Origin of the sequence: Flavobacterium rakeshii (genome assembly GCF_009741375.1) — a bacterium.
GTDB lineage: Bacteria > Bacteroidota > Bacteroidia > Flavobacteriales > Flavobacteriaceae > Flavobacterium > Flavobacterium rakeshii.
On the sequence record NZ_WOWP01000016.1, the window covers coordinates 49448 to 73074 of the forward strand.

Consider the following 23627-nt stretch of genomic DNA (forward strand, 5'->3'; position numbering starts at 1 on the left):
TTACTTGTTTTTAGTAGCCTTCTTTGCAATCGGTTTCTTTTTTTCCTTCTTTTTGGAAGCCGCTTTTGTAGCAGCCGCAGCAAGGGCAAGAAGTATTAAGCCGCCAACTACTATTTTTGTTGTTCTTGAATTTTTAGAGTTGTTAGGGGTGTTTTCAGGAACATCTGTTATAATCTCTACGTCTAATACTTCATCATCTTCTCCAGTAGTATCGTTTGTTCCTTCTTTAGTCGGAATACCACCCGTGTTAATTGGCACTTTAGGTATGGTGATTACTCCACCCGGAAAGGTTGGTAACGTAATAACACTGCCCGGGTTAGTTGGTAGCTTAGAAGGGCTTATAACATAATTTTGGCTTATAACCGTTGTGATTGGTGTCTGGCTAAAAAGAGGCTGGAAATTATAATTGTTAATAGCAAAATTGACCTCTTTAATTGCAAGTGTAGTCGAACCTTTTACCTTTTCTAATCCCTTTACAGCCGCATTATGTACAACCTCTAAAACAGTATAGATATAGGCGTTTCGCTGCTCCATTGCGTTTGCTGATAGTCCAACCGTTGTAGTTGCGTTGTAGTGGTCTTGTATAGCATCTATCTTATTTAAAACAGCGTTTATACCTACGAGTACAGATTTAAGGTCTTTTAACTGTAGAGCTGCATCCACTTCGTCCAATAATTTTTCAACAAAAGGGTCAAATATTAAAACCCATTTGTTTAATATTTGCTGTTCAGAAGTGGTAATATCGACCGTTGGTAATACTATACTTCCGTTAAGTCCGGAATCTACAAGAGAAGTGTCGATTTGGTCTGCAACCCAATTAAAGCCCGCTTGCACATCATCGGCCAACCAAGCTAAAAGGAAACTTCCTTTTAATTTATGGTACATCTTATCACCTACCTTTCTAATAACCCCACCGAGCCATTTACCTACTCTGATTTTTTTTCCGAAAATACGAAGGCCTAAACCCGGTATTTGTTCCGGGCTGTAAAAGCCCTGCTTTACTAAATTCATTACTTTTTGCTTTTAGAAGTTTTTGCTGTTAATGGTTCGGGTTCGTCGTCTGTTTTTTCTTTGGCTTTAGCGGGCTTATCTTTCATTTCAGAAAACAGTATAGCTGCGCCGGCACTGAATATCAGAAAGCCAGCAATACCACTGCCTACACCGGCTTTCATCACATTGTTACCCTGATTGTATGGAACTCCCGTTGATGGGTCAACATTATTTCCCGAGTTATCGTTGTTGTTGCCGGGATTGTTGTTTGTAAAAGAGGCTACAACTGATGTTATTCCCTGAAGGAATTGCCCTAAATCAAAACTTTCCTGTGAGTGGTTAGCCGAGATATATTCTGTAACAACAAACTGCTTTACTTCTGTAGTGTTAGCCTTCGGGGTTAGCTTTATTACCTTTAAAGGTTGAACCTGGGTTATATCACTAAGAACATCAAAAGAGATAGGAATATCAAAGGTGTTGTTAGGCACACTGTCTGTAGTTGTTGAAATATCAAAGTAGTACCTTAACCATTGCTGGAAACCATTGTAAACAATATTATGGTAGTAGATACCTAAATCCTTATAAGCGTTTACAGCTGCACGTGAGCAACTTGATTTCCAACCACCGGCCGCTTTTAGTTCCGAATGGCTTTTTATCTGAAGGGAAATTCTGAAAAGAGCATTTACATTATCCAAAAGAGCATCGTCGCCGTATCTTACAGACATATTCGCTTTATAAAACATATCATCAAAAGCCATTGCAACATTAGCAAGCGTTTGGTTAAAGTGGTTCATGTTTAGAGAACCTCCAATACATGAAAAATTCCATGAGCCGGAAAAAAGCCCTTTAATATCGTTGAGAGATACACCCGCAACGAGTGGTTTATCCATAACACCTTTCATGCCCGGGTGCGCGCCGTTTAAGCCGTAATGTTCCATATCCATAAATAAATCACTGTTTTGTATATATGCTGATTCCTGAAGCGTTGCAACTGTTCCGTCAATTACATAGTAACCTTCTTTTAGCTTGCTGTTTTTTTGGTTTTTAGGCACAACTATATACACGTGCGTCCATAAGTCAGGTAAGAAACCGGGTTGTTTTATTCGCCTTATATAGTGCTTAATACCGAGGTTAGTAAGAATGCAGCTTGCAACGATTGAATAACTTTTACAGTCTATCCCGTCAAATCGGCTAAGCCATGAACATGAAGGGCTTCGGAGATATTGGATAGCTTTATCTGCTTTGTACTGAAAATGGTCATAGCACCATTTATGTATTTCGTTGCAGGTTCGTTGCAACGGTTTATTGCTGAAGTGTTCAGCAACCTTTGACATTTGACCGTAATACTTATTAACCATAACTGCCATTTCATCTACTGAAAAATCAGTTGTACCTTTACCAAGAAAAGTGGCTTTGCAGTTGGTTTTCGGTATTAGCTTATCAAACTCGTAACCGGGTTTAACCTCTCTGTGTAGTAAGTAATCAAAATCGTTCATTGGTTGCTGAATCACATTGCAAAGATGCGAAGCATGGTTTTTTAAGTGCTTCATTTTGCATTGTTTACACTGAAATTGATAACCTTTGGTAATCTTTGTTAACCTTTGCAACGGTTTGTAGTATTTCATTACAATGTTGTACCAGTTACAAAAATATTTATATTAGAAGGAGGTAATTAAGAGTAAGAAGATACTTTAACTAGAGACAAAATGTCTGATATATATAATTGGTATGATTATAGTATAAAATATTATTAATTAATGTGTATGTAAAGTTTTCACGTTGTAACTTTGAAGAAAAAGTTTACTTTTGTCCCAAATTTGAGACTAAATTTCTAAAAAACACCTTATAGATATGATAGATTTAATAAAAGATGCACTGGGCTCTCCAGCTGGAAGTTTTGCATTTGTTTTTGCTCTTTTAATACTTGCTTTTGTATTGGTTTGGAAATTGTCCCATTTCACAACAAAATTTAGTTCTGTAGAAAAGCTTGAGGGTAATATAGATACAATTAAACAGGACATTCATAGTATTAAAGCATTTATACAAATTTTTAGAGAGTCAAACAATCCGTTGGCACAGAGACAAAGCCCAGTTTCACTTACTGAGACTGGAAAAAAAGTTGCAGAAGAGCTGAATGTAAATACAATGATTGTTAATCATTGGGAAGATTTTAATAGGTCAGTTACTAAGCAATTGAAAGATGATTGTAATCCATACGACATACAAGTAGCAAGTTTCAAGATTGGTGATAAATATCAAGAATATTTAAATGAAGAAGAAATTAATAAAATAAAAAATCATGCTTTTTTGGCAGGATATAATCTGGATGTTTATAATTTGCTTTTTGGAATTTTGATTAGAAACAAAATCTTACAAGATAGGGGATATAAATCTACAGACGTTGATAAGTTTGATCCAAATAAAAATCCTGCTGAGTAGCAGGATTTTTTATTTAATAATACTACCCGAATAGTGATGGCTGTTTTTGAATTTTGTTTGAGTGTTCTTTAATCGGTTTGAAGGTGGTTTGCTCACCGAATAAAACGTACTGTTTTCCTTTATGGTAAACTAAACGCCCATCGTACCCTCTTTCTCTAAACCCTGCCTGTACTTCGAGATAGTGGTCAACACTGCAAAGGGGTTTTAACTCACCTGTGTATTTAGTACGAATTATGCATTCATGGGCGTAAGCTGCAATGTTACCTTTTTTGCCACTACTCATGCTACCTGTTATTACATAATCTTTGCTGTTATGTCTTATGATAGTTCTTACCTTGTCCTGTGTTATTTGTTCGCAAGCATTTGCGTTGCAAAGCTTATCTAAGAGTTCCCGGGTGACGAATATTACATTACTCATAAGCATTTGTTATTTTGAGTGAAATTTAATTTTGAGACGGTTTCTTATTAAAAACATATAAGAGTGTGCTTTGCCTTCTGAAACCTTCTGAAAGTGCTTTATTTTCAGTTTTTCACCAACTACACCACTATATTTACCTGCACCGACAAGTCTTGTGGTATTTGTTGCAACATCTGTAATTCGTATTACAAAATGTTTGTTTATAAAAGCACGTTCCGGGTTATTGGATTTTACTGCCGGCATTGTTTTAGTTTTTACTGTTGTAACTTTTCGATTTTTTTTTGTTTGTAACTGATTATCCGTTTAAGTCTTTCAATCTCACTTTTTTGCTCTCCATACTGTTCAAGTGTGAAGAAAAGAATACCGGTTACAGTTTTAATATTTTCTTCAGCAGCTATTTTTTCAAGCTGTCTACGTTGAGCCGGTGTGAAACTCCTTATGTAGGTACTTTTTTTAATCATGTTCTTGAAATGTAGATTTTTCAGTTTATATCTTTAATTTCCACATTACACACAGTGCAGCACCAATAATGATACACATCAATGATGCAATAACCATTAAATAACCACCTGCTATGTATGAGGCTGTAATTACTATTCCAAGAGCGAAAACCGTTGCAATGGCCTTTGCAATTACAAAGGCTTTCGCTTTTATTATTGTTTTTATTAGCGTTATCATAGATTTTATTTTTTATAACCTTTAGGCAAACCGTATGTATCTACAAACTCCATAAACTCGCAATTCCAAATATTTTGGACGTTTACGGGCTTATCTGAAGGTAATTTTCGATTATCGGCAATTATGGTGTTAATCCCATCACGTATTTGCCTTTCAGTCATACCACTTGCAACGTAAAGGGCTGTCAACTTCTTTTTATTTACAGAGAATGGTAATTGTTGTAGTTCAATTTCTTGTGTGTTCATATCGGTTAACCGGTTTAGGTGTGATTAAATGTTCTTTAGTTGGTTATCAATTATAGTTTTGTATTTTTCTGCTACATGATTTTCGTAAGGGGAGCGGTTCTGTCCTGACCACATGAAGCACTTCAGTAGTGTAGCAGCTTCACATACCTTCAGGTTTACTGTAAATTTTTCCTGAACCCCTTCAACCTTTTTTCTGAATGTTAACCATAACCTGAAGCTTATATCTATTGAGGTGATTACATTCAAGAAATCTTCTATTTCAAGGCCTTTAACGGTAGATGTTAAAGCATCTGAATAAAGTAATACCTGTTCCTGCATTACTTTTATTTCGTCCTGTTTTACTTTAGTTAGATTAATATTTTTCATCCTTTGTACTCTGCTATTAGTTGTTTGGTTTTGTTGTCGTAGAATTGCAGTACTTGGGCAATTCTTGCGTAAGTGCTGTTTTGTAGCCGCCTTAACATTCCGTCGATAATTGTTTTTTCAGGTTTGTTTTTCTCTTTTTCAAGGCTGTACCAAGTGATGTTTTTTTCTCCCGGCTTAGTAAGTATTACAAGCTTTATACGGGCGGTGTTTTTGTCGAAAATTGGCATAGGTTATGGTTTAAATGTTAATTCAAGGTTTTTAAGGGTCTCCGGCAATTTTGCGTAAAACTGTGCTGGTAGATTATTCTGTACATAGTCTATCAAGTCTGGGAGAGCTATTTTGTTTTTTAGGAATCTCTTGATCTGATTTTCGTATTTTTTAGCGTGGTTAATATCCTTCAGCCTTAAAGCTGCTTTACGTTCCATCTGTCTTTTTTTAACCGGTGCGCTTTCCATGTATTTTAAATGGTTTTGCCATGCTTTTTTAGTGTACTCAAATCCTATTTCCTTATTCGTTTTGCGGGTTATATCAAAGTAATTTGAGGGGTAAAGAGGTGTTACACCTGTACGCATGAACCATTTTCGGGCGTGTTCAAGTCTCCATCTTATTTCCTGAATTGAATCGAATACACTGGCTTTGTTGAATGGTAGCCCATTGTATGTGCGGAATTTATTTTGCATCCAATGGTTTAAGGCATTTTTCCAGCATCCGGGATATATAGTAGCATCCCTGTACAGCTTTATAGCAGTTTTAAACAAATCCTGAATAAACAGTTCAATATATTCTTCGTTGGTAAGTGTCCCGGAAAAAGCTTCTTTCTGTAGAATCCTTATGTCAATAGGGATATAGTTGTTATAGTCACCATCCGACAAGCCTAACGCCAGTTCATGGCGGTGGATAATGCGCTCTCGTAGTTTATCACTTAAAGTTTTTTCTTTTTTAACATCTTGCGCCGCGCCGCCCACCGGTGAATTTTCTACATTGCTCCCAGTGTTCTTGTAAAAAACGGTCTTGTAGTGAAAAGAGCCTGTGACCGGAGGGAACTCCTTATCACCAAAGGAGTGCGTAGCATCCTTACTTTTCTTATATTCATCTTTATATGCTCCTGTAGTTTCATTGGTATCAGGAAACTTTTTCCCTTCTTGGGGGGTAACAGGTTGATTTTCAGTAGAGGCGTGTTTGTTAGTTTGAAGGTCGAAAATTGCTATGATTTCAGGATTTAAAACCACTTTTACACCTTTTGTATGACCTTCAAAACGCGAATTAACGAACACTCCTGCCTCTTCTAGTCTCCTTCTATGGTTACGTACCGTTTTAGAGCAAATAGCTAAGCTATGAACGTTATTTCGCTTCAGGTTGGTAAGGAAGTAGGCATTAACATCTAAATCCTGAATAGGGCGAAGGGTGCGAACGCCTAAGCCCATATATTCCCTGTTGCGCTTCATTAATTGTGAATTGTACACGTGTAGCATATTTTGAAAAATCTGCTCTGTAGAGTATTTTACAGTCTGTATACGCCTTTTTAAAAGTAGCTTTTGCAGTTCGGCCGGTTGTTTTTCAATCTCTTTGTTATATTCCCTATCTGATAGGTTTTTATATCGTTTAGGAAAGAATTGTATAAATACAGCCTTATCTTCTGTTAGTTTCTCGTATTCTTTGAGTTGCAACAGTTCTTTAACCTTATCATTGTGGGTTTTTATAGCTTTATTTTCCTCGTGTGTACGGGTATTATATTCTGCAATAAAAGTCCGGTAGTTATCCATCGTTTTAGAAAATGCTTCGTCAGTAAAAGCAGGGTAAACAGCTTTGATGCAGTTATCAGCTGCAATATTTCTCGCTACTTCCTTTATGCTTTGTTTTTCTTCTTTTTGTTGGGGAGTACCAGCACCAAAAAGGTTAATTGCTAATTCTCCAAACTTTAAAGTTTCCTTACTTCTCATTACTCTTTTTTTTAACCTGTCCGCTGCGGGTACATATAGCACCCGCGAGCATCAAGGGAATTGAGCGTATTTTGCTCCCAGTGCTGTTATTTCTTAATGTTTGATGATGTCTCTGTAAGCTTGATTTTGATAAATCGGTTTTCGGGATTTACATTGATGAAAACCGGCTTTATATCATCGCTTTTAAAGCAGTCAAGTGCTTTTTTGTAGTTCGTGTTTTCGCTGTCCGAAAACATAATGTGCAGCGTGGTTGTTTTATCTTCCTGCATATGGCCGGTTATTACGCCGGCCACACAGGATAAACCTGTAAGAAGTAGTACAGGTTTTTGTAATAGAGTAGGAATCTTTTCCAGTACAGGGAAACTTCCCAATACTTGGTTAAAGTGACTATTTTCCATAATTAAAAAGTGGTTTTCAGGGTCTTTTGCAACGGTTCGTTGCAACGGTGGTATTATTAGTGTGTTATTTCTTTTTGAGTAATAAAATTTTTATTAGTTTTGTCTTAATTCCATAATTAGCCGTTGCAACCGGCTAATTTGGTTTCAGGGCAGGCGAGGGTGGTACCTCGCCTGATTTTTTTTATACAGGGGTTAATGAATTAGCAAATTTTTTTGCTTTCCTGTCGGTTAATATCTTCAAAGCCATTTCTTTATATTCTTGTATTAGGTTATCCATATTCTCGTTAACCTTCTTAGTTTTTTCCTTTTTGGTCATACCCAACATTAAGAATAGCCTGTTTTTCTCCTCTTCCGGGAGAGCCTGAATAACGTTGTATGCAGTTTCGGCTTTCAATTGGTTTATAACTTGTTTTCTTACTAAAAATGTTAAAGTGGCATGGTTTTTATTCTACACCATTGCAACGGTTATGCAAGGGGAGAGTTAGAATAAGATTTTACAAATAGGATGTTCATTATAGTTGATTTACCGAGGTTAAACTCATCCATTAAAATTGGATAGGTTTCTCTACAGGTCATTATTACTTTAAGGTCTTCATATCTACTCAATATTTTTTTATTGCGGCTCAATTTCCTTTCGTTTACTCTTTCTTTGGTCGTTGCCATATTGCCTTAATTATTTAATGTCTATATTTATAAAGACAAATATAGCACAAATAACAATAATAATTACAATTTGTAGTAATTAATATTACAAAAAATAATATGAATAACTTTATAGGTTTGAATATTAAGTACTTATGTGATAAGAATTATTTATCGCAAAAAGAGTTTGGAGACCTGTTTGATATTAAACAGTCAACAGTTGCCAGCTATGTAGGAGGTCGGAGTAATCCGAACGTTGAAACTATGCAACGTATTTGTGTTCATTTTGAATTAATGATAGATGATTTTATAAATAAAGACCTAAACGCCGCACAATACACTCAAAAAGAAGTACCCGCCCAAAAGCAACACGTTAGTGTTGCAAACGAACAGAACACACCTTACAACCACGAAAAAGATGCTTTAATAGCTGCGCTGAGAGAAACTATCGATACCCAAAGAGAACTGATAGCAACTTTGCGCAGTCGGCTTGACAATACTCAGACGAAAGCGTCATAATTATCGAATGGAAGGTGTTTAAGAATTAAGGAATTCAATTTTTTTGAACAAGAAAACTTTTATTACTTATATAGAAAACTAACCATAGATTATGAAGCTTACAGAAAGATTACTGAATAGTGAATTAGCTATTACCTACAAAATGTTAAAGTCGAATATCATGACTTTAATTTTACCTCCAATTACAGAAATTAATAAGGTTCATTCAGGTATAAGGGTAGATGGACAAGAAACTTTGAGGGTAGATTTTAAAATCATTGAGTCCGAAGGATCGTTATTAATTGAATTTATATCGACCGGTCAGGTTTTTGTTCTTGATATTCAAGGGATTCATGAAAATAAGCTGATTTTTAGACATCATCAATATCTTAATAAAGGTATTGTTTTCGAAATCAGTGATATTAAACCCTATCAAGAGCAAACACCAATATAAAAATTATACTTACCAATTATTAATAAATACGAATGAAAAACCTATTAGTTACAGGATTACTTACCATTACATTATTTTCATGTAGTAGTGATGATAACAACCAGCCAGCACAAGACAAAATTATTGGCTCATGGCAAAAAACAAGCTTAGTTGTTGAAGGTGTAAATCAGAATTTGAGCAACTGTCAGCTGCAAACAGTTTATAATTTTAATGCTTCTCAAAATAACTTTTGGAGTAATATCTATGAAGAAAATTTTGAAGGTGAATGTACCCTTTTTACAGAGGATGGAGATTGGGAAAAATTGAGTGAATCAGTTTACACTGTTTACACTGAATCTGAAGGAACGGTAAACTATGAAGTTGAATTTCCTAATGATAATACTTTGAAGTTAACCTATAATGATGGTTCAGTAGAGCAACCACATTTAGCTGTAACTACTTTTGTAAGAGTAGATTTATAAAGAACAGCTGAATACAAATTAGAATACGATTAATAAAATTTATATATAACAAAGCTAGTAAAACCGCTTGTTTTTATTGCGTTTTCGGGAGAATTAAAATTCATAACCCTGAGGTCACGGGTTCAACTCCCGTCTTCGCTACTAAAAGTAGCAATAGGCTGTAAGTGTTTCACTTGCAGCCTTTTTTGTTTTTTGTCTTTTTTCAGTATAGAAAAATAGTTGATTTTATCGATGTTTTTTTTCTTTTACTAACTGTAAAATGAGGTTTTGTAATTCACTTCTTTATTTGTTTACTTCAATTTATCTCTTTATTAAATAATTATCTAATTAGTGATTGTGTTTGGTTTGAAAAATATATGTTTTTCATTTTAAAGCTAGTTAGGTGTTGTTTTTTTAGTATTTAAAATGTGAATATTTCTATTTATTTAAGATTATTTAGTTGTTATGTAAATTATATGAGTGATTATTTATAGCTATTTTAGTTTTATTTCTTAAAAATAATATAAAAAAATAACACTGATAGCTAAGTTTGTTAGCGAGTTAACAAATAAAAAAATCTTAGAAGATTTAACAGATTAAACTGGTTATATTTGTTAACATCCTTATTTATTTTAGGAAGTATATTGAAATTACGCTAATTAATTTAATCAACTAAATTTTGTTTCTATGAAGTTAAAATTACCACGTTTTCTATTTACGTTGGTTCCTTTAATGTCGCTTGGTGTGGCTGCTCAGGAATACGTACACCTGGATGTGACATCTGGGTATAATCATGATGTTGTGGCAAATGGTTCTGCCACTTCTATGGCATCTACGACTATCGAGGTGGATAACGATAGTTATGCTTTTTTAAGTACTGATTTCCTCTCACCGGGAGGTAACTCATATGCGAGTGCGCTACCGGCTACAGGTTTAATCAATTCGGCTGCTACTGCAGGCTTAAGTTATCAAATGGCTCCGTTTGATGAGAATAATACTATGCGTATACCAACTACTTCTACGAGTTTAACCGCAGTGTTTTCAAATCAGGTAATGGCTAGCCAGGTTTTTCTTTTGGCTACTTCAGGTAGTGGTAGTGCTCAAGTCACTATAACTGTAAACTTTACAGACGATACTTCACAAACGGCAACCGGTGTTGCTATACCAGATTGGTATAATGGTACATCACAACCTACTGCTGCTTCTGGTTTTGGTCGTGTAAACCGTAATACAGATGGTATTGATACACCATTTGGTAACCCAAGGTTATACCAATTAACAGTAAATATTGATGAAGCTAATCAAGGTAAGCTAATTGAGAGTATTGAGGTAACTAAAACCTCTACTGTTGCAGGTGTTGTTAATGTTATGGGGTTTACTGCAAATCAATTACCTTCATGTCCTTCTCCAACAGGTTTAACATCAACTACTACAGAAAATAGTGGTACAGTATCATGGTCTGCTGCTCCGGTTCTTCCAACTGGCGGATATGATTATTATATGTCTGCATCGTCTGATGCTCCAACAGCTGAGACTGATGTTACTAATGTAGCTAATACTGTGAATGAAGTTTCTTTCAGTGAACTTGAAATAGGTACTACATACTATTTCTGGATCAGGTCTAACTGTGGTACTGAAGAAGGTGATTGGGAAATGACTACTTTCACTACCGGACAAATGTCTACAACTTATACAGGTGGAGACGGAAGTACTTCGTTAAACACCAATACAAGTGCTACTTCTACTTCACCATGTCCTACTGTTTTAACAGTATCTGTTCCTGAAGGTTTCCAGATTGCTTCTGTTGATGTAGCTTATCAGATGACTTCACAAAATAGTGCCTATATGTCTGAGCAGCGTTCGCTACTTTTCTGTAACACGACAAATATGGGAGAGAGTGCAGTAACTCCCGGGCCATCAGGGAATATGGGTACGGCAACATACAACCGTACAGGTCTTAATATTGCAGATGGTGCTACAGGAGATGTAGAGTTTGAATTGAGAGCATGGAGAACATGGGGGCCGAATGAAGATTGTGGTGTTTATTATACTACGGTTGATGATGGGACATTTGTTATTACAATTACTTACGAACCTTTTGTTTGTGAACTTACAGCTCCTGAAGCTGATGATCAAATCGCTTGTGGAGGTATAGGTTTTACAGTTTCTGATTTAGTAGTTCAGGGATCAGGTAATGTTGAGTTTTATTTCTATGATACTATCGATGCTCCGGAGCCTTTAGATCCAGAGACACTTGTTGAAGAATCAGGTACTTATTATGTTTCACAATATATAGGAGACTGTGAGAGTGACAGAACAGCTTTTGAAGTTACAGTTAACACGGTTCCTTCGCCAACTGCAGATGCAGAGCAGGAAGTTTGCCCAGGTTCATTAATTTCTTCTTTATCTGCACAGGCAGATGAGGGTGGAGTATTATTATGGTTTACGTCTCAGGATGCTCCGGCTCCTGTAGGGACTAATACAGAACTTGAAGAGGGAGCTTCTTATTGGGTAACACAACAAATTTCAGGTTGTCGTAGTCCTAGAGTAGAGGTTGTTGTTTCTTTCTCTGATGTGCCGCTTCCGGTTGCTGAAGACCAAGAAGTATGTGAAGGTTCTACAGTTGCAGATTTATATGCAGATGCTCTTGAAGGTGCTGAGCTACATTGGTATGCTACTGCTGATGCAGAGTTTCCGTTAGGTCAAACTGCTGTTTTAGCAGAAGGTTCTTACTTTGTTTCTCAAACTCCAGAAGATTGTGGAGAAAGTGACAGGGTAGAAATAACTGTATCATTTACTGAAATTCCTGTTCCTACAGCTCCTGTGAGCCAGTCACTTTGTGAAGGTTCTACAGTTGGTGATTTAGTGGCAACAGGTGTAGAGGGTGCTACCTTTAACTGGTATGCTACTGCAGATGCTCCAACTCCGTTAGCAGATGAAACGGTTGTTGAGGCAGGTTCTTACTTTGTTTCTCTTGTTCTTGATGGATGTGGAGAAAGTGAAAGGGTTGAGGTTGTTGTTGACTTTAACGAAATAGCGGCTCCGGCTACAGAGACTAATCAGTATTTTTGTGGTAGTGTAACTGTTGATGAGCTTTTTGCAGAGGGTATGGCAGGAGCTACAGTACAATGGTTTGAGACAGAGGAGGCTACTGAGCCAATCGCTGCCGGTACAACGCTTGAGCCTGGAACTTATTTTGCAAGACAGGTTGTTGGCGCCGGATGTGTAAGTGCTGCAAACGATACTCATGTATTTGTTAACGCAGTGCCGGATGCTCCTACAGGAGATGATTATCAGGAGTTTGAAACAGGTGCTACACTTGAGTCTCTTGACTTTACAGTGGCTGAAAATGCAACTGTGACTTACTATGTAATGAACGGATCTGAAGAGCTTGTGGAAGTAGAAGCTGGTACTGAATTAATGGATGATACGGTTTACTATGTAACTCAAACTGTTGAAGGTTGTGAGAGTGAGCCACTTGCTATAGAGGCTGCAGAAATTCTTGGTGTTGCTACTTTTGAGTCTGCCGGACTTAAAGTATTCCCTAACCCGGTAGAAAGTATTTTAACGGTTACCGGTAACGTTACAATTTCTCAATTAACTGTGACTAACCTTTTAGGTCAAAAAGTTATGGAAGCTAATGTAAACGGAACAAATGCAGAGCTTAATGTTTCTTCATTACCACAAGGTACTTATGTGCTGCAGGTAACAGGAGATACTGGAGCTTCTTACACTACTAAGATTATCAGAAAATAATATTTGTTAAAACTGATATAAAAAAGGGCGCTTATTAAGCGCCCTTTTTGTTTTGTAAAGCCCCATAATACTAATTGGTTAAAATTGCATACAGGGCTTTTGCGGTATCTAACGTATAACTTTTAGTTCAGTATTGTAAGTGTGTTGCTCTATATTTTCGTTTTTTATTGTTTCTGTGTATTTAATTTTAAACATAGAGCGTATTATGGCAACGGCACTAATTAGGCTTATTAAAAATACTGTGAGGTGAAGCATTTTAAATATTAGGTAATTTGGTTCTCCTGACTTGGCAAATTCTAAGGAAAGGTTATATCCTGAAATTGCCATTAGTACAGCTGTAGGTATTAGCAATATCAATTTCATAACATATAGTTTTTATGATTTGTATATTGCAATTTCGCTTTTATAAATCATAATTTTCGCTAACCATTTACTAATTAATACTTAAATTTTTAGTTGTAATAGGTTAGTTAACAATACGATAAATTTATATGTAATGTGTAGTGGTAATAATGTAAAATCTGTTACGTTTGTATTAATGTATACGTGCTACCAAAAGATGTAGTGAAGAAATTTGTAATTTTAGGTAAGGATATGAAGCTGAGCGAATACAAACAACTAAGTGAAGAGAAGCAGTATAATATACTTTGGGATAAAGGTGTTTTGATAGATGCCTGTATGCAGGGAAAAGTAAAAAAGTTGCTTTATGCCATAGATAATTTTTTTGTTGAACTATGGTGTGATATTTTTTCTAATAAAGTACTGTGGAAACTAAGTTTTAAGCAGGGTAGGCTCTTGGAAAAATATCTTGATAAATACCCTTTTGAATTTAATGATAATATAGAAAAGGAATAAAAAAGGCACTCTATGAGTGCCTTTTTATTGTAAATATGTTTTAATCTAAATTAATGGAGTTTGAAACTTTAGTCAACAAAATATTGTTTGGAATATTAAAGTCAGGTTCATTAGGCTCTCTAACTCCCTGAGCTTTTTTAACCTCCCATTGAGCTGTTGATCCTAATGGGTAGTTAGGTGTGAAAACAAATAGTCCTTTAATGAACCCTCTTTGGTTATTTACTGTATTATCAGTTATTGGTCCTCCAAGTGTTTGTGGATAACCATTGCTCATATCTCCAAAGTAGACAGCATGTGGCCAGTCAATACCGCTATTGTGAACTTCTTTTTTAGAGTTATATATTATTCCTGTTTGTTGTCCTTTGTTGTCAACTGTTATCATTTTGTAATGACCTAACATTATATTGTTTGAGTCTACCCAAATAGATAAAATGAATTTTTGATTTCCATTTTGGTGTTCCCATGTACCGGTATATGGATTTGGGAGTGTTTGTGCTGTTACACCGTTTGTGAAAGATGTAGCCATTATTGCGAATAAGACTAAAAATATTTTTTTCATTATGATGTTTTTTCTAATTTGAATTTATTGATGATATAGAAGTGGAATAAAAAAATATGTTTTAATTTAAATCAATGGAGTTTGAAACTTTAGTCAACAAAATATTGTTTGGAATATTAAAGTCAGGTTCATTAGGCTCTCTCACTCCTTGCATTTTTTTAACCTCCCATTGAGCTGTTGATCCTAATGGGGAGTTAGGTGTAAAAATAAATTGCTCTTCAATGAACCCTCTTTGGTTATTTACTGTATTGTCAATTATTGGACCTCCAAATGATTGTGAGTAACCGTTACTCATATCGCCAAAGTAGACAGTATAAGGCCAGTCAATACCGCTATTGCCAACTTCTTTTTTAGAATTATATACTGTTTCTGTTTGCTGTCCGTTACGGTCAACTGTTATCATTTTGTAATGACCTAACATTATATTGTTTGAGTCTACCCAAATAGATAAAATGAATTTTTGATTTCCATTTTGATGCTCCCATGTCCCGGCATATGGATTGGCTTGAGCAAATACATTGGTAGTGGTGAATAATGCTATTGTAATAGTAAATAAAGTTAAAAAAGCTTTTTTCATTTGTAGGTGTGTTGTGGGTTTTAAAATAGGTGTAAAGTTATTTTACAGGGACAGCTTTATCTGTTAGCCAGTTATAAAGTCGTTTGGCATCTTCTGTTTTAAATAGCCCTGTTCCCGGGTTCATGGTAGCGGCAGTACCACAGGCAACTCCCATACATGCCATTTGTGCAGCAGTTCCGTTTTGTGCAATTATAGAAACCATGCCGGCAACCATACTGTCTCCGGCTCCCACTGTACTCAGTTTTCTAACCGAAGGGGCTGGTACGTGTAAACATTCGTCTTTAGTAACCATATAAGCTCCCTGTGGTCCCATTGAAACTACTATCATTTCGGCTTTTCCTTCCTCTATAAGTTTTTTGGCAGCGTCATCGGCGCTTTCATTATCAAGGTTCTCTATACCTGTAAGACGGCTTAGTTCACCCAGGTTTGGTTTTAGCAGGTATACGCCTTCTTTAAGTATTTCAGTCAAAGCATCACCCGATGTATCTGCAACTACCTTAGCATTGTTCTCTTTGGCAATAGCGGTTATTTTTCTTAGTATATCAGGATTGGTCTCAGGAGGTAAACTTCCGCTTATTACAACTATTTCCGGAAACGGACTGTAGTTGGCTATGGTTTCAAGAGTATCATTTATTTCTTGCTGAGTTAGCGGCTCTCCAGGCATCCCGAAACGGTACTGTTCATTGCTATTGGTGTCTACAACCGTAAAGTTTTCACGGGTTTCTCCTTTTGTTTTTATTGGTAGTATGTCTACGTGCTCTTTCGTAAGCAGTTTTTCAAGTAGTTCACCTGTACGTCCGCCAGAGGTAAATAATGCAGTTGAGTTGATATCAAGGCGTACCAGCCCGCGTGACACGTTTATACCTCCGCCTCCCGGTTCGTATTTTGGAGGGGCACAACGTAGCTTTTTTTCGGGTTTAATATTTTGCACCTCACTGCTTTTATCTACAGTAGGGTTTAGGGTAATAGTAAGTACTTTCATTAAGGTATAGCTTATTATTTTAGATAAGGGCTAAATTACCAAAATGATTATTTAATGCAAGTGATTGCAGTAATTTGTAATAATAAAAAAAATGGAAGGTGTGTGGGAAGGGTTATCTTAGAAAACGTTCTAAGATGCTGTACTCGTTACTTAGCTCTATGTAGTAACAGTCTTGTGGAATCTCAACATCAAATTTTGAGATTTGCTTATCGGTGAAGCCTCTTTGTTTTAGTTCTTCATGGGTGTGCAGTAAAACGGGTTCGTCGCCTACATAATAGAGGTTGGCGTCATTTCGGCTAATTTCTTTAACCTTACCGGATATACCGTAATCCATAGAATTATAAAACAAATCTTTTTCAAGCTCTTCCTCAGGTAGCTCATTAATCCACGCTTTAAGGTCTTTTAGCTTCATGCGCTATGTAATTTTTAAGCTTAGCCGTGGGGGACTAAAGTTTGTTTATAAACATTAAAGTTCGGGGTAAAACTATTAAAAATTTGTTAATTTTTTATTAATTAAAGCAAATTTTATATGTAAAAATTTGCTATGACGATGTGGTATTATTTGTTTATGAGTTAAAAAAATGTGATTGTTGCTTGTTTTTTTAGGTTTTAGTGTTTGTTTGGGTTGTATTTAGATGATTATTCTTCATAAACAATAAGTTGCATGGTTTAGGTGAATTACTACTGTTTTTATATCCAAAGCTTAATTTTTATAGAGGTGCTTTAGTTAATTAAGATAAGGTTAAATAAGACTTTTAGTCAATAAACCTTTTGCTTAAGCGTTATATTAGTACACAAAATACTAAGCCTTTAAAAGTAAGGGATATTAAATGAGGAAATTAGATGTTAAGCACACGGCATACCATGTTTTGGTTGCTGTTTATTTTTTATGGGTGATAGTAATAGGCATACTGGTAGCTATGGCTATGTATAACTATATAAATGCTGTAGATGCAGGGCTTAACCAGGTATTTTTTAAATGGATAATTTATAACTTTTTAACTGGGACTATGTTGTTTGTAGTAATAAGGATGTTTAGGCAAAACAAAAAGCTTAATAGGGTAGTACTGTATAGTTACACTTTTATGCTGGGAGTATCGGTAACTACATTGCTGATGATAAAGGGGTAACAAAAAACCGCTACATTTAACGCAGCGGTTTTAACCAAATAAACAATCTAAAATAACCTAACCTTTTTATGAAGATTTTATTATTAGATACAAATAATGTAAAAAGGTTGCTTGGGAAAAGAAAATATTTGTGTACTTTGTAATTCGATGATCCTGTAGCTGATTTTTAATAAAGTTACAGGGCTATAATGTATATTTGCGTTTATTTTTTAATGAAGAATGGATAAGAAAAGCGAAGAATTTTATAAAAGACTTAAAGAAGAACTTGAAAATACTACGGCTAAATGGCCAACAGAATATTTATTTAAGTTTATAGTGCCGTCTCAGCCTCAAAAAATAGAGGAAATTGAAAAGGCTTTTGACCAAATGGGAGCTGTTATAGAAACAAACCAGTCCAAAACAGGTAAATATACCAGCGTTTCTATAAATGTAAGAATGAAAGACTCCCAGTCGGTTATAGATAAATACATTGAAATGTCGTCTATAGAAGGCATCATTTCACTATAAAAACACACAACATGGAATACACTGATAACGCCATAAATGCCTTGGAATATAATTCTGAAAGGCCTAAACTGATTATTCCCGAATACGGAAGACACCTTCAGAAGCTTATAGAACAGGCAGTGGAATTAGAAGACAGGGAAGAGCGAAACAAAGCTGCAAAATATATTATTTCGGTAATGGGAAGCCTTAATCCACACCTTCGTGATGTGCCCGATTTTCAGCACAAACTTTGGGATCAGATTTTTATAATGTCTGATTTTAAACTTGATGTTGATTCGCCATACCCAATACCATCTAAAGATTTGCTGGAGCAAAAGCCGGAAAGACTGGGTTATCCGCAAAACTTCCCTAAATACCGTTTTTACGGTAACAATATTACCAATATGATTGCGGTGGCTAATAAATGGGAGGAGGGTGAGCTTAAAACAGCCCTTATTATGGTGATTGCAAACCACATGAAAAAATCATACCTGAGCTGGAATAAAGATACCGTAAAGGATGAAGTGATTTTTGAACACCTGCTGGAACTGTCGGGAGGGAAAATAAACCTTCTTAAAACAGATGAAGAATTGTCTAATTCCACCGACCTTATGAGGGTGAATAAAAAGAACAGCAATAAAACCCAATATGCCAGCAACAGTAAGCAAAAAGGGCACCGAAGCAATAATAGTAAGAACCAAAATAATAAGAACAGAAAATAACCTCAAAAACCTCTAAAACGCCGCATGGGAACATTTAAAATTGAAGGTGGAATACAATTAAAAGGTGAAATAACCCCTCAGGGAGCCAAAAACGAAGCATTACAAATATTATGTGCAGTGCTTTTAACCCCCGAAAAAGTTACGATAACCAATATTCCCGATATTATTGACGTTAACAAGCTAATTAAGCTGTTAGGGAATTTAGGTGTTAAAATAGAAAAGCTGGCACATGGTGCTTATACTTTTCAGGCAGATGAGGTTAACTTAGCTTACCTTGAATCAGAAGGTTTTAAAGAAGAAGGTAAATCATTAAGAGGATCTATAATGATTGTTGGTCCGTTATTAGCCCGTTTCGGTAAGGGATATATTCCAAAGCCCGGGGGGGATAAAATAGGACGCAGAAGACTTGATACTCACTTTGAAGGATTTATCAATCTTGGTGCTAAGTTTCGTTACAACAGAGAAGATTATTTTTATGGTGTAGAGGCCGACAGGCTTAAAGGTACTTATATGCTTCTTGATGAGGCATCGGTTACCGGTACGGCAAACATTATTATGGCTGCTGTACTTGCTGAAGGTAAAACTACAATATATAACGCAGCCTGCGAACCATACCTGCAACAGCTTTGTAAAATGCTAAACAGTATGGGGGCTAAAATTACAGGAGTAGGATCTAACCTTATCGAAATAGAAGGCGTAGAAAAACTGGGCGGATGTGAGCACAGAATCTTACCTGATATGATTGAGATAGGTAGCTGGATTGGTCTTGCTGCCATGACCCGAAGCGAAATCACTATTAAGAATGTAAGCTGGGATAACCTTGGTGTAATTCCTAATACCTTCAGGAAACTGGGTATTACTCTTGAGCGTAGAGGCGATGATATTTACATTCCTGCTCATGAAGATGGTTACGAAATTCAAAACTATATTGACGGATCTATACTTACCATTGCAGATGCTCCGTGGCCTGGTTTCACACCCGATTTGTTGAGTATTGTACTTGTAGTAGCTACACAGGCAAGAGGTAGTGTTTTAATTCATCAGAAAATGTTTGAAAGCCGCCTGTTCTTTGTAGACAGACTGATAGATATGGGGGCTAAAATCATTCTTTGTGACCCGCACAGGGCTACGGTTATTGGGCACGACTTTAAATCACAGCTTAAAGGTATCATGATGTCATCTCCTGATATCAGGGCGGGTATCTCGTTGCTTATTGCGGCACTGTCTGCAAAAGGCACAAGTACTATACAGAACATTGATCAGATAGACCGTGGTTATGAAAGAATAGACGAAAGATTACGTGCTCTTGGGGCTAAAATTACCAGAGAGGATTAATTTTTACTATAATATCATTTAAAAGGCTGAAGTTATTCAGCCTTTTTTTGTTAAATTTGGTAACAACCTTTTTATCAATGATTAAACGTATCACATATGGTGTAATTTTTGGCTCTGTGCTTATTATTACCGGAGTGATATTTTTATGTGCTTTTATAGTTTTACCCGATGCCCCACAAGAGGCTGTGGTTGAAAAAGAACCCATATTGTTTTGCGGAACACCAAATCCGTCACAGAAGTCGGCTAAAGGAAGGGAAATTATGAATTCCAATTGTGCAGCCTGTCATAAAGCAGATATTGATTTGGGCAACGGAACACTTAGAGGAATTGATAAAAACTACAATGAAGCGTTTTTAATTGATTACATCAATAATGAGGATTCTCTCATTAAGGCTAATAATAGTGTTGTAAAGCAACTTCATGAAAAGTATGGAGAAAACGATTACAAACACAAAAACGAATTCACTAAAGAGGAAATAGAAAGCCTGATTTCTTATTTAGCGCCTTACCAAAACAACTTAAAATGAACAGTAAGTTATTATTTTACGAAAAACAACAATTTAGGCAATGGTGGCTTTGGCTACTGCTTGCTGTAATAAATGTTGTGATGGTGTATCCGCTTATTGTAAATATAGCTACTGTAAGGATGCCGGCAATGGCAGGAGAAACAATTTTGTTGCTGGTTACTTTTTGGCTATGGCGTTTAGCATTGGTCACAAAAATTGATGAAAAAGGAATCTCTGTAAAATTTGAAGGCTTTCACAGGGATTTTAAATTTTACGATTGGAAAAATATTGACTACTGCGAAATAAAAAAATACAATCCCATTATGGACTATGGCGGATGGGGGATAAGAATAGGAGCTTATAATGTATCGGGCAATACCGGAGTTTTAATATATTTTAAAGACGGAAAAAAACTTATGCTGGGTACAAATAAGGAAGAAGAGCTCTTTACCGCATTAAACCAAATAGAATCAAAAAATCCCTCCTGAATTGAGAGGGATTTTTTTTGGTATAAAACCGGTTGGTTGGATTGATGACTGAACCCATTTTGGGGTTTATGTTTATTGAATAATATCAAGGAATTTTAAACCGAACATTACTCCGTCAGTTACATAGCCACTACCTTGGTATGATCTAACATAGTCTATTCTAAACATTCTGAATTTACCAATACCTACGTTATCAAACCCGGCAGTAAACTCATGGTAAGGAGTGTAGTTTGGTGTAGCAATACCGTGATAGCCTACAACAAGATTCCACTGTAGCTTGTTCAGTAAAGGAACTTTATTCATAAGGTAGCCTTTAAAGTTGTGCTCAATATGACTTTCAAAATACGAATCGTTTGTGCTGTGAGAGTAGTATGGTAATATATTAAATGCATTGGTATTACTGTTACCCGAATTTACGTGTGTTTGATTGCCGTTAAAGTGTTTGTAATCCATAAACGCAATGTTATCTGCATTGAAGAATTTACCTGCTTTAAGGTTGATACCAAAATCCCCTTTGTTGCCTAGTGTGGTATTGTAATATGTTCTTGCAGCAATGAAGTCGTATTCATATTTACTGTCACTCGCTGCAAAAGCCTTGGTGTATTGTAGGGAAACAGTAGGGTAGTTAGCAGTACTCACATTAAGTTTACCATCAGGTCTTGTAATGTATTTTTGACCAAAACGGATAGTAGCACCTATGTCGGCTTTCATTAAGTTATGAGTATCAAACGCAGGGGTGGTATAATCGTTTGGATTCTGCGGATTGTTTGATGTATAATCGTGGTCGTTTTTAATAAGTACATAATCCGTATTATTAAATAATTGCTTACGCCTTACATACTGAATATTTGCCCCCATATTAAGTCCGGTAAATATCTCCCTGCCATAGCTTAGTTTGGCGAAGGTTTTGTCATAAAGCTTCATGTAATTGTCTTTAAACAGTAAAGAGCTTATCATGTTCATAGCCGGAGATATAGGTTCGCTTGCATTAAACTGTTCTACAATACTACCCCCTGTAAGGTAGAAAGTACCGGCTTTACCAAAACGATGTGTAAACCATCCGTTTACTCGTAAACGATCTTCGGCTACACCATAATTAAATTTAGCGCCAAAAGAGGTGTATTTTTTTTCATCAGCATCATAATGCCTAAAGGAAAGCCCTGTATTAAAAGTCCATCCCTGCACGGTATTGAATATAGGTACTTTTAAAATACCATCGTACGAATAGCGGTTGTGTTTTTTAGAGTTCCTGTAACTGTAACCGCTAATAATGTCAAAAGGACGGAATTTATTGTACTTCCTGTCTAATGAATCAAGATATTCGGGAGAGTTTGTAACAGTATTGATACTGTCTTTTTTAAAATAATCTTTTACCTCCTCTTCGGTTAAAGGGATAGGTCTTGCAGTTTGCCAGTATAGTGAGTCTTTCTTGTTAGAGTCTTCTTCTATGTACACAATTTCTTTTCCGAAGGTTTTTTTATCAAAATGATCGTGGAAAACATAGTTGCTGTAAACATGGGTAAATGTACCGGAGAACGTCATTCCTAATAATCCGGCTTTGAAATCAAATATCTGGGAGTTTTTTGCCCAAATCCTGCTACTGGTATTAAAACTGAAGTTTTGTTTTAAATTCAGGTTTTCCAGTATTGGCTGTTGCATTCTGTAACCTTTAATGTCGAAGTCTACGGCATATATGGCCCAGGTCTCGTTTACAATGTAAATGTAGCCCTCAAAAACAGGTTCTTTGTCTCGTTTTGGAGTTACCTGTATTTTGTTTATCAGGTTATTATTTTCGTCAAAAAAGCTACCTTCCAGTTTAAACTTATAGTAGTTAAAAGCATTGTTTGCTAAAGGAGAAATCATTTTCAGGTCGAACTCCACATAGTTGTTGTAAAAGTTATAGTAGGTTCCCAGTGCAGTATTGTAGCTAAAGCCGTTATCGTCTCCGCTTATTTTTGAGGCGATAATTCTTTCCTTTAGGTTGTTAGGTTGTTCGAAAGTAATTTTAGATACGGTTTCCGAAAGGTATAATACTCCCGCTCCGGTAGAGTCTAACATTTCTCCTTCCACTTCCTCTTTTACTTTTATTCCCATAATCTTGTCCGGAACATCTTTTATACGGAAAATACCTTTAGAGTAAAAGTCGGCTTCAAAACGCCCTGCTTTTTCTGAGTTTTCTTTTTTGTGGGCTATAGCTTCCCTTATAATTCTGTTGGCAGGATTATCGGTATTACTTATAACCACTTCATTAAGGGTATAAGTTTCGTCCTGTAGGGTTATGTTTAACGTATAGGGAAGTGACGTAACGTTTACTGTTTCTTTTCTGGTTTTAAATCCTATTGACTGGAATACCAGTGTATAGTTTCCGGTTTTTTTAATGCTTAGTTCGTATAATCCGTTTTCGTTTGCCGAGGTATTATTATAAGTGTTTTCGATACCTATGCTGGCAAAAGGGACAGGTTCGCCATTGGCAGATGTTATTTTTCCTCTTATTTGGGCAAAGGAAGCTGTTGCAAACAGTAGTAGTAAATAAGTAGTTACTTTATGCATTGTTTAAAGGTTAAGGTATAATAATAGATTATTGGTTTTATTAGTAGACGTTTTAAAACTAAAAATGGTTGTATGAAAATTCTTTTTTTTATGATTAAGACTTGAAGAAGTATATTTTGTTACACTTTGAGCGTGCTTTATAACGGATGATTATTGAGGTACATTGTGTATCT

Annotated in this window: 31 protein-coding genes; 12 read left to right on the plus strand and 19 right to left on the minus strand. The window is 35.9% G+C overall.

What is annotated here, in order from left to right:
- Together GN157_RS05605 and GN157_RS05610 are read right to left on the minus strand one after the other, a co-directional pair.
- Entirely contained in the window at nucleotides 1-1011 is a 1011-nt protein-coding gene (locus GN157_RS05605) for a hypothetical protein (RefSeq protein ID WP_157482122.1), read from the minus strand.
- Nucleotides 1011-2540: a hypothetical protein gene (locus tag GN157_RS05610; RefSeq protein ID WP_157482123.1), complete on the minus strand. Its 1530-nt coding sequence runs from the start codon at nucleotides 2538-2540 to the stop codon at nucleotides 1011-1013. The genes GN157_RS05605 and GN157_RS05610 overlap by 1 nt, the downstream gene beginning before the upstream one ends.
- A gap of 301 nt (nucleotides 2541-2841) precedes the next feature.
- Here GN157_RS05610 and GN157_RS05615 point away from each other — a divergent pair, with 301 nt between their 5' ends.
- Entirely contained in the window at nucleotides 2842-3429 is a 588-nt protein-coding gene (locus GN157_RS05615) for a hypothetical protein (RefSeq protein ID WP_157482124.1), read from the plus strand.
- A gap of 22 nt (nucleotides 3430-3451) precedes the next feature.
- Here the strand turns inward: GN157_RS05615 and GN157_RS05620 are convergent, their stop codons facing one another.
- From GN157_RS05620 to GN157_RS05670, 11 genes are all read right to left on the minus strand, one after another.
- On the minus strand, nucleotides 3452-3847 hold the full coding sequence (locus GN157_RS05620) for a hypothetical protein (protein ID WP_197429402.1): 396 nt from the start codon (nucleotides 3845-3847) through the stop codon (nucleotides 3452-3454).
- Between the two features lie 9 nt (nucleotides 3848-3856).
- On the minus strand, nucleotides 3857-4090 hold the full coding sequence (locus GN157_RS05625; RefSeq protein WP_157482126.1) for a hypothetical protein: 234 nt from the start codon (nucleotides 4088-4090) through the stop codon (nucleotides 3857-3859).
- An 11-nt stretch (nucleotides 4091-4101) separates the two neighbouring features.
- On the minus strand, nucleotides 4102-4308 hold the full coding sequence (locus tag GN157_RS05630) for a hypothetical protein (RefSeq protein ID WP_157482127.1): 207 nt from the start codon (nucleotides 4306-4308) through the stop codon (nucleotides 4102-4104).
- Nucleotides 4309-4333: 25 nt separating this feature from the next.
- Entirely contained in the window at nucleotides 4334-4525 is a 192-nt protein-coding gene (locus tag GN157_RS05635) for a hypothetical protein (protein ID WP_157482128.1), read from the minus strand.
- Between the two features lie 5 nt (nucleotides 4526-4530).
- Nucleotides 4531-4770: a hypothetical protein gene (locus GN157_RS05640; RefSeq protein WP_157482129.1), complete on the minus strand. Its 240-nt coding sequence runs from the start codon at nucleotides 4768-4770 to the stop codon at nucleotides 4531-4533.
- Nucleotides 4771-4794: 24 nt separating this feature from the next.
- Nucleotides 4795-5136 (minus strand): hypothetical protein, encoded by a 342-nt coding sequence (locus GN157_RS05645; protein ID WP_157482130.1) that lies wholly within the window; start codon nucleotides 5134-5136, stop codon nucleotides 4795-4797.
- Complete coding sequence (locus GN157_RS05650) at nucleotides 5133-5363, minus strand: hypothetical protein (protein WP_035130336.1); 231 nt, start codon at nucleotides 5361-5363, stop codon at nucleotides 5133-5135. The genes GN157_RS05645 and GN157_RS05650 overlap by 4 nt, the downstream gene beginning before the upstream one ends.
- A gap of 3 nt (nucleotides 5364-5366) precedes the next feature.
- Nucleotides 5367-7076 carry a hypothetical protein gene (locus GN157_RS05655; RefSeq protein WP_157482131.1) on the minus strand — a complete coding sequence of 570 codons (1710 nt, stop codon included), beginning with the start codon at nucleotides 7074-7076 and terminating at the stop codon, nucleotides 5367-5369.
- Nucleotides 7077-7162: 86 nt separating this feature from the next.
- On the minus strand, nucleotides 7163-7474 hold the full coding sequence (locus GN157_RS05660; protein WP_157482132.1) for a hypothetical protein: 312 nt from the start codon (nucleotides 7472-7474) through the stop codon (nucleotides 7163-7165).
- A gap of 181 nt (nucleotides 7475-7655) precedes the next feature.
- Nucleotides 7656-7868, minus strand: a complete 213-nt coding sequence (locus tag GN157_RS05665; RefSeq protein WP_035130345.1) for a hypothetical protein — start codon at nucleotides 7866-7868, stop codon at nucleotides 7656-7658.
- Between the two features lie 71 nt (nucleotides 7869-7939).
- Nucleotides 7940-8137, minus strand: coding sequence for a hypothetical protein (locus GN157_RS05670; protein WP_157482133.1), 198 nt, complete (start codon nucleotides 8135-8137; stop codon nucleotides 7940-7942).
- A 99-nt stretch (nucleotides 8138-8236) separates the two neighbouring features.
- Between GN157_RS05670 and GN157_RS05675 the strand changes: the two genes are divergently transcribed.
- From GN157_RS05675 to GN157_RS05690, 4 genes are all read left to right on the plus strand, one after another.
- The gene (locus GN157_RS05675; protein WP_157482134.1) at nucleotides 8237-8635 is read left to right on the plus strand and encodes a helix-turn-helix transcriptional regulator; all 399 of its coding nucleotides are present in this window, start codon (nucleotides 8237-8239) and stop codon (nucleotides 8633-8635) included.
- 91 nt (nucleotides 8636-8726) lie between these two features.
- Entirely contained in the window at nucleotides 8727-9068 is a 342-nt protein-coding gene (locus tag GN157_RS05680) for a hypothetical protein (protein ID WP_157482135.1), read from the plus strand.
- Nucleotides 9069-9100: 32 nt separating this feature from the next.
- Entirely contained in the window at nucleotides 9101-9529 is a 429-nt protein-coding gene (locus GN157_RS05685; protein WP_157482136.1) for a lipocalin-like domain-containing protein, read from the plus strand.
- Between the two features lie 666 nt (nucleotides 9530-10195).
- Nucleotides 10196-13264 carry a T9SS type A sorting domain-containing protein gene (locus GN157_RS05690; protein WP_157482137.1) on the plus strand — a complete coding sequence of 1023 codons (3069 nt, stop codon included), beginning with the start codon at nucleotides 10196-10198 and terminating at the stop codon, nucleotides 13262-13264.
- Between the two features lie 108 nt (nucleotides 13265-13372).
- Here the strand turns inward: GN157_RS05690 and GN157_RS05695 are convergent, their stop codons facing one another.
- On the minus strand, nucleotides 13373-13627 hold the full coding sequence (locus GN157_RS05695; protein ID WP_157482138.1) for a hypothetical protein: 255 nt from the start codon (nucleotides 13625-13627) through the stop codon (nucleotides 13373-13375).
- Between the two features lie 201 nt (nucleotides 13628-13828).
- Here GN157_RS05695 and GN157_RS05700 point away from each other — a divergent pair, with 201 nt between their 5' ends.
- Nucleotides 13829-14119 (plus strand): hypothetical protein, encoded by a 291-nt coding sequence (locus GN157_RS05700; protein WP_157482139.1) that lies wholly within the window; start codon nucleotides 13829-13831, stop codon nucleotides 14117-14119.
- Nucleotides 14120-14159: 40 nt separating this feature from the next.
- Here the strand turns inward: GN157_RS05700 and GN157_RS05705 are convergent, their stop codons facing one another.
- From GN157_RS05705 to GN157_RS05720, 4 genes are all read right to left on the minus strand, one after another.
- Nucleotides 14160-14678, minus strand: coding sequence for a hypothetical protein (locus GN157_RS05705; protein ID WP_157482140.1), 519 nt, complete (start codon nucleotides 14676-14678; stop codon nucleotides 14160-14162).
- A 61-nt stretch (nucleotides 14679-14739) separates the two neighbouring features.
- Entirely contained in the window at nucleotides 14740-15255 is a 516-nt protein-coding gene (locus GN157_RS05710; protein WP_157482141.1) for a hypothetical protein, read from the minus strand.
- Nucleotides 15256-15292: 37 nt separating this feature from the next.
- A complete protein-coding gene (locus tag GN157_RS05715) occupies nucleotides 15293-16237 on the minus strand; it encodes a 1-phosphofructokinase family hexose kinase (RefSeq protein WP_157482142.1) in 945 nt (314 codons plus the stop codon).
- Nucleotides 16238-16349: 112 nt separating this feature from the next.
- Nucleotides 16350-16649 carry a hypothetical protein gene (locus GN157_RS05720; RefSeq protein WP_157482143.1) on the minus strand — a complete coding sequence of 100 codons (300 nt, stop codon included), beginning with the start codon at nucleotides 16647-16649 and terminating at the stop codon, nucleotides 16350-16352.
- A 418-nt stretch (nucleotides 16650-17067) separates the two neighbouring features.
- On the opposite strand from GN157_RS05720, the gene GN157_RS05725 reads away from it, so the two are divergent.
- From GN157_RS05725 to GN157_RS05750, 6 genes are all read left to right on the plus strand, one after another.
- On the plus strand, nucleotides 17068-17367 hold the full coding sequence (locus tag GN157_RS05725; RefSeq protein ID WP_157482144.1) for a hypothetical protein: 300 nt from the start codon (nucleotides 17068-17070) through the stop codon (nucleotides 17365-17367).
- 219 nt (nucleotides 17368-17586) lie between these two features.
- Nucleotides 17587-17874, plus strand: a complete 288-nt coding sequence (locus GN157_RS05730) for a DUF493 family protein (protein WP_035130375.1) — start codon at nucleotides 17587-17589, stop codon at nucleotides 17872-17874.
- An 11-nt stretch (nucleotides 17875-17885) separates the two neighbouring features.
- On the plus strand, nucleotides 17886-18575 hold the full coding sequence (locus GN157_RS05735) for a DUF4290 domain-containing protein (protein WP_157482145.1): 690 nt from the start codon (nucleotides 17886-17888) through the stop codon (nucleotides 18573-18575).
- A gap of 24 nt (nucleotides 18576-18599) precedes the next feature.
- Complete coding sequence (gene murA, locus GN157_RS05740; RefSeq protein WP_157482146.1) at nucleotides 18600-19910, plus strand: UDP-N-acetylglucosamine 1-carboxyvinyltransferase; 1311 nt, start codon at nucleotides 18600-18602, stop codon at nucleotides 19908-19910.
- Nucleotides 19911-19987: 77 nt separating this feature from the next.
- Nucleotides 19988-20437 (plus strand): c-type cytochrome, encoded by a 450-nt coding sequence (locus GN157_RS05745; protein WP_157482147.1) that lies wholly within the window; start codon nucleotides 19988-19990, stop codon nucleotides 20435-20437.
- Complete coding sequence (locus tag GN157_RS05750; protein ID WP_157482148.1) at nucleotides 20434-20904, plus strand: hypothetical protein; 471 nt, start codon at nucleotides 20434-20436, stop codon at nucleotides 20902-20904. The genes GN157_RS05745 and GN157_RS05750 overlap by 4 nt, the downstream gene beginning before the upstream one ends.
- A 72-nt stretch (nucleotides 20905-20976) precedes the next feature.
- On the opposite strand, the gene GN157_RS05755 is transcribed toward GN157_RS05750, so the two are convergent.
- Entirely contained in the window at nucleotides 20977-23454 is a 2478-nt protein-coding gene (locus GN157_RS05755; protein WP_157482149.1) for a DUF5686 and carboxypeptidase regulatory-like domain-containing protein, read from the minus strand.
- Between the last annotated feature and the right edge of the window lie 173 nt (nucleotides 23455-23627).

Coding starts and splice junctions, on each gene's coding strand:
- GN157_RS05675 (WP_157482134.1), top strand. CDS start 8,237: ATGAATAACTTTATAGGTTTGAATATTAAGTACTTATGTGATAAGAAT.
- GN157_RS05745 (WP_157482147.1), top strand. CDS start 19,988: ATGATTAAACGTATCACATATGGTGTAATTTTTGGCTCTGTGCTTATT.
- GN157_RS05655 (WP_157482131.1), bottom strand. CDS start 7,076: ATGAGAAGTAAGGAAACTTTAAAGTTTGGAGAATTAGCAATTAACCTT.
- GN157_RS05715 (WP_157482142.1), bottom strand. CDS start 16,237: ATGAAAGTACTTACTATTACCCTAAACCCTACTGTAGATAAAAGCAGT.
- GN157_RS05685 (WP_157482136.1), top strand. CDS start 9,101: ATGAAAAACCTATTAGTTACAGGATTACTTACCATTACATTATTTTCA.
- GN157_RS05750 (WP_157482148.1), top strand. CDS start 20,434: ATGAACAGTAAGTTATTATTTTACGAAAAACAACAATTTAGGCAATGG.
- murA (WP_157482146.1), top strand. CDS start 18,600: ATGGGAACATTTAAAATTGAAGGTGGAATACAATTAAAAGGTGAAATA.
- GN157_RS05615 (WP_157482124.1), top strand. CDS start 2,842: ATGATAGATTTAATAAAAGATGCACTGGGCTCTCCAGCTGGAAGTTTT.
- GN157_RS05645 (WP_157482130.1), bottom strand. CDS start 5,136: ATGAAAAATATTAATCTAACTAAAGTAAAACAGGACGAAATAAAAGTA.
- GN157_RS05625 (WP_157482126.1), bottom strand. CDS start 4,090: ATGCCGGCAGTAAAATCCAATAACCCGGAACGTGCTTTTATAAACAAA.
- GN157_RS05695 (WP_157482138.1), bottom strand. CDS start 13,627: ATGAAATTGATATTGCTAATACCTACAGCTGTACTAATGGCAATTTCA.
- GN157_RS05730 (WP_035130375.1), top strand. CDS start 17,587: ATGGATAAGAAAAGCGAAGAATTTTATAAAAGACTTAAAGAAGAACTT.
- GN157_RS05650 (WP_035130336.1), bottom strand. CDS start 5,363: ATGCCAATTTTCGACAAAAACACCGCCCGTATAAAGCTTGTAATACTT.
- GN157_RS05630 (WP_157482127.1), bottom strand. CDS start 4,308: ATGATTAAAAAAAGTACCTACATAAGGAGTTTCACACCGGCTCAACGT.
- GN157_RS05705 (WP_157482140.1), bottom strand. CDS start 14,678: ATGAAAAAAATATTTTTAGTCTTATTCGCAATAATGGCTACATCTTTC.
- GN157_RS05680 (WP_157482135.1), top strand. CDS start 8,727: ATGAAGCTTACAGAAAGATTACTGAATAGTGAATTAGCTATTACCTAC.
- GN157_RS05710 (WP_157482141.1), bottom strand. CDS start 15,255: ATGAAAAAAGCTTTTTTAACTTTATTTACTATTACAATAGCATTATTC.
- GN157_RS05620 (WP_197429402.1), bottom strand. CDS start 3,847: ATGAGTAATGTAATATTCGTCACCCGGGAACTCTTAGATAAGCTTTGC.
- GN157_RS05670 (WP_157482133.1), bottom strand. CDS start 8,137: ATGGCAACGACCAAAGAAAGAGTAAACGAAAGGAAATTGAGCCGCAAT.
- GN157_RS05660 (WP_157482132.1), bottom strand. CDS start 7,474: ATGGAAAATAGTCACTTTAACCAAGTATTGGGAAGTTTCCCTGTACTG.
- GN157_RS05640 (WP_157482129.1), bottom strand. CDS start 4,770: ATGAACACACAAGAAATTGAACTACAACAATTACCATTCTCTGTAAAT.
- GN157_RS05735 (WP_157482145.1), top strand. CDS start 17,886: ATGGAATACACTGATAACGCCATAAATGCCTTGGAATATAATTCTGAA.
- GN157_RS05720 (WP_157482143.1), bottom strand. CDS start 16,649: ATGAAGCTAAAAGACCTTAAAGCGTGGATTAATGAGCTACCTGAGGAA.
- GN157_RS05690 (WP_157482137.1), top strand. CDS start 10,196: ATGAAGTTAAAATTACCACGTTTTCTATTTACGTTGGTTCCTTTAATG.
- GN157_RS05725 (WP_157482144.1), top strand. CDS start 17,068: ATGAGGAAATTAGATGTTAAGCACACGGCATACCATGTTTTGGTTGCT.
- GN157_RS05610 (WP_157482123.1), bottom strand. CDS start 2,540: ATGAAGCACTTAAAAAACCATGCTTCGCATCTTTGCAATGTGATTCAG.
- GN157_RS05755 (WP_157482149.1), bottom strand. CDS start 23,454: ATGCATAAAGTAACTACTTATTTACTACTACTGTTTGCAACAGCTTCC.
- GN157_RS05605 (WP_157482122.1), bottom strand. CDS start 1,011: ATGAATTTAGTAAAGCAGGGCTTTTACAGCCCGGAACAAATACCGGGT.
- GN157_RS05635 (WP_157482128.1), bottom strand. CDS start 4,525: ATGATAACGCTAATAAAAACAATAATAAAAGCGAAAGCCTTTGTAATT.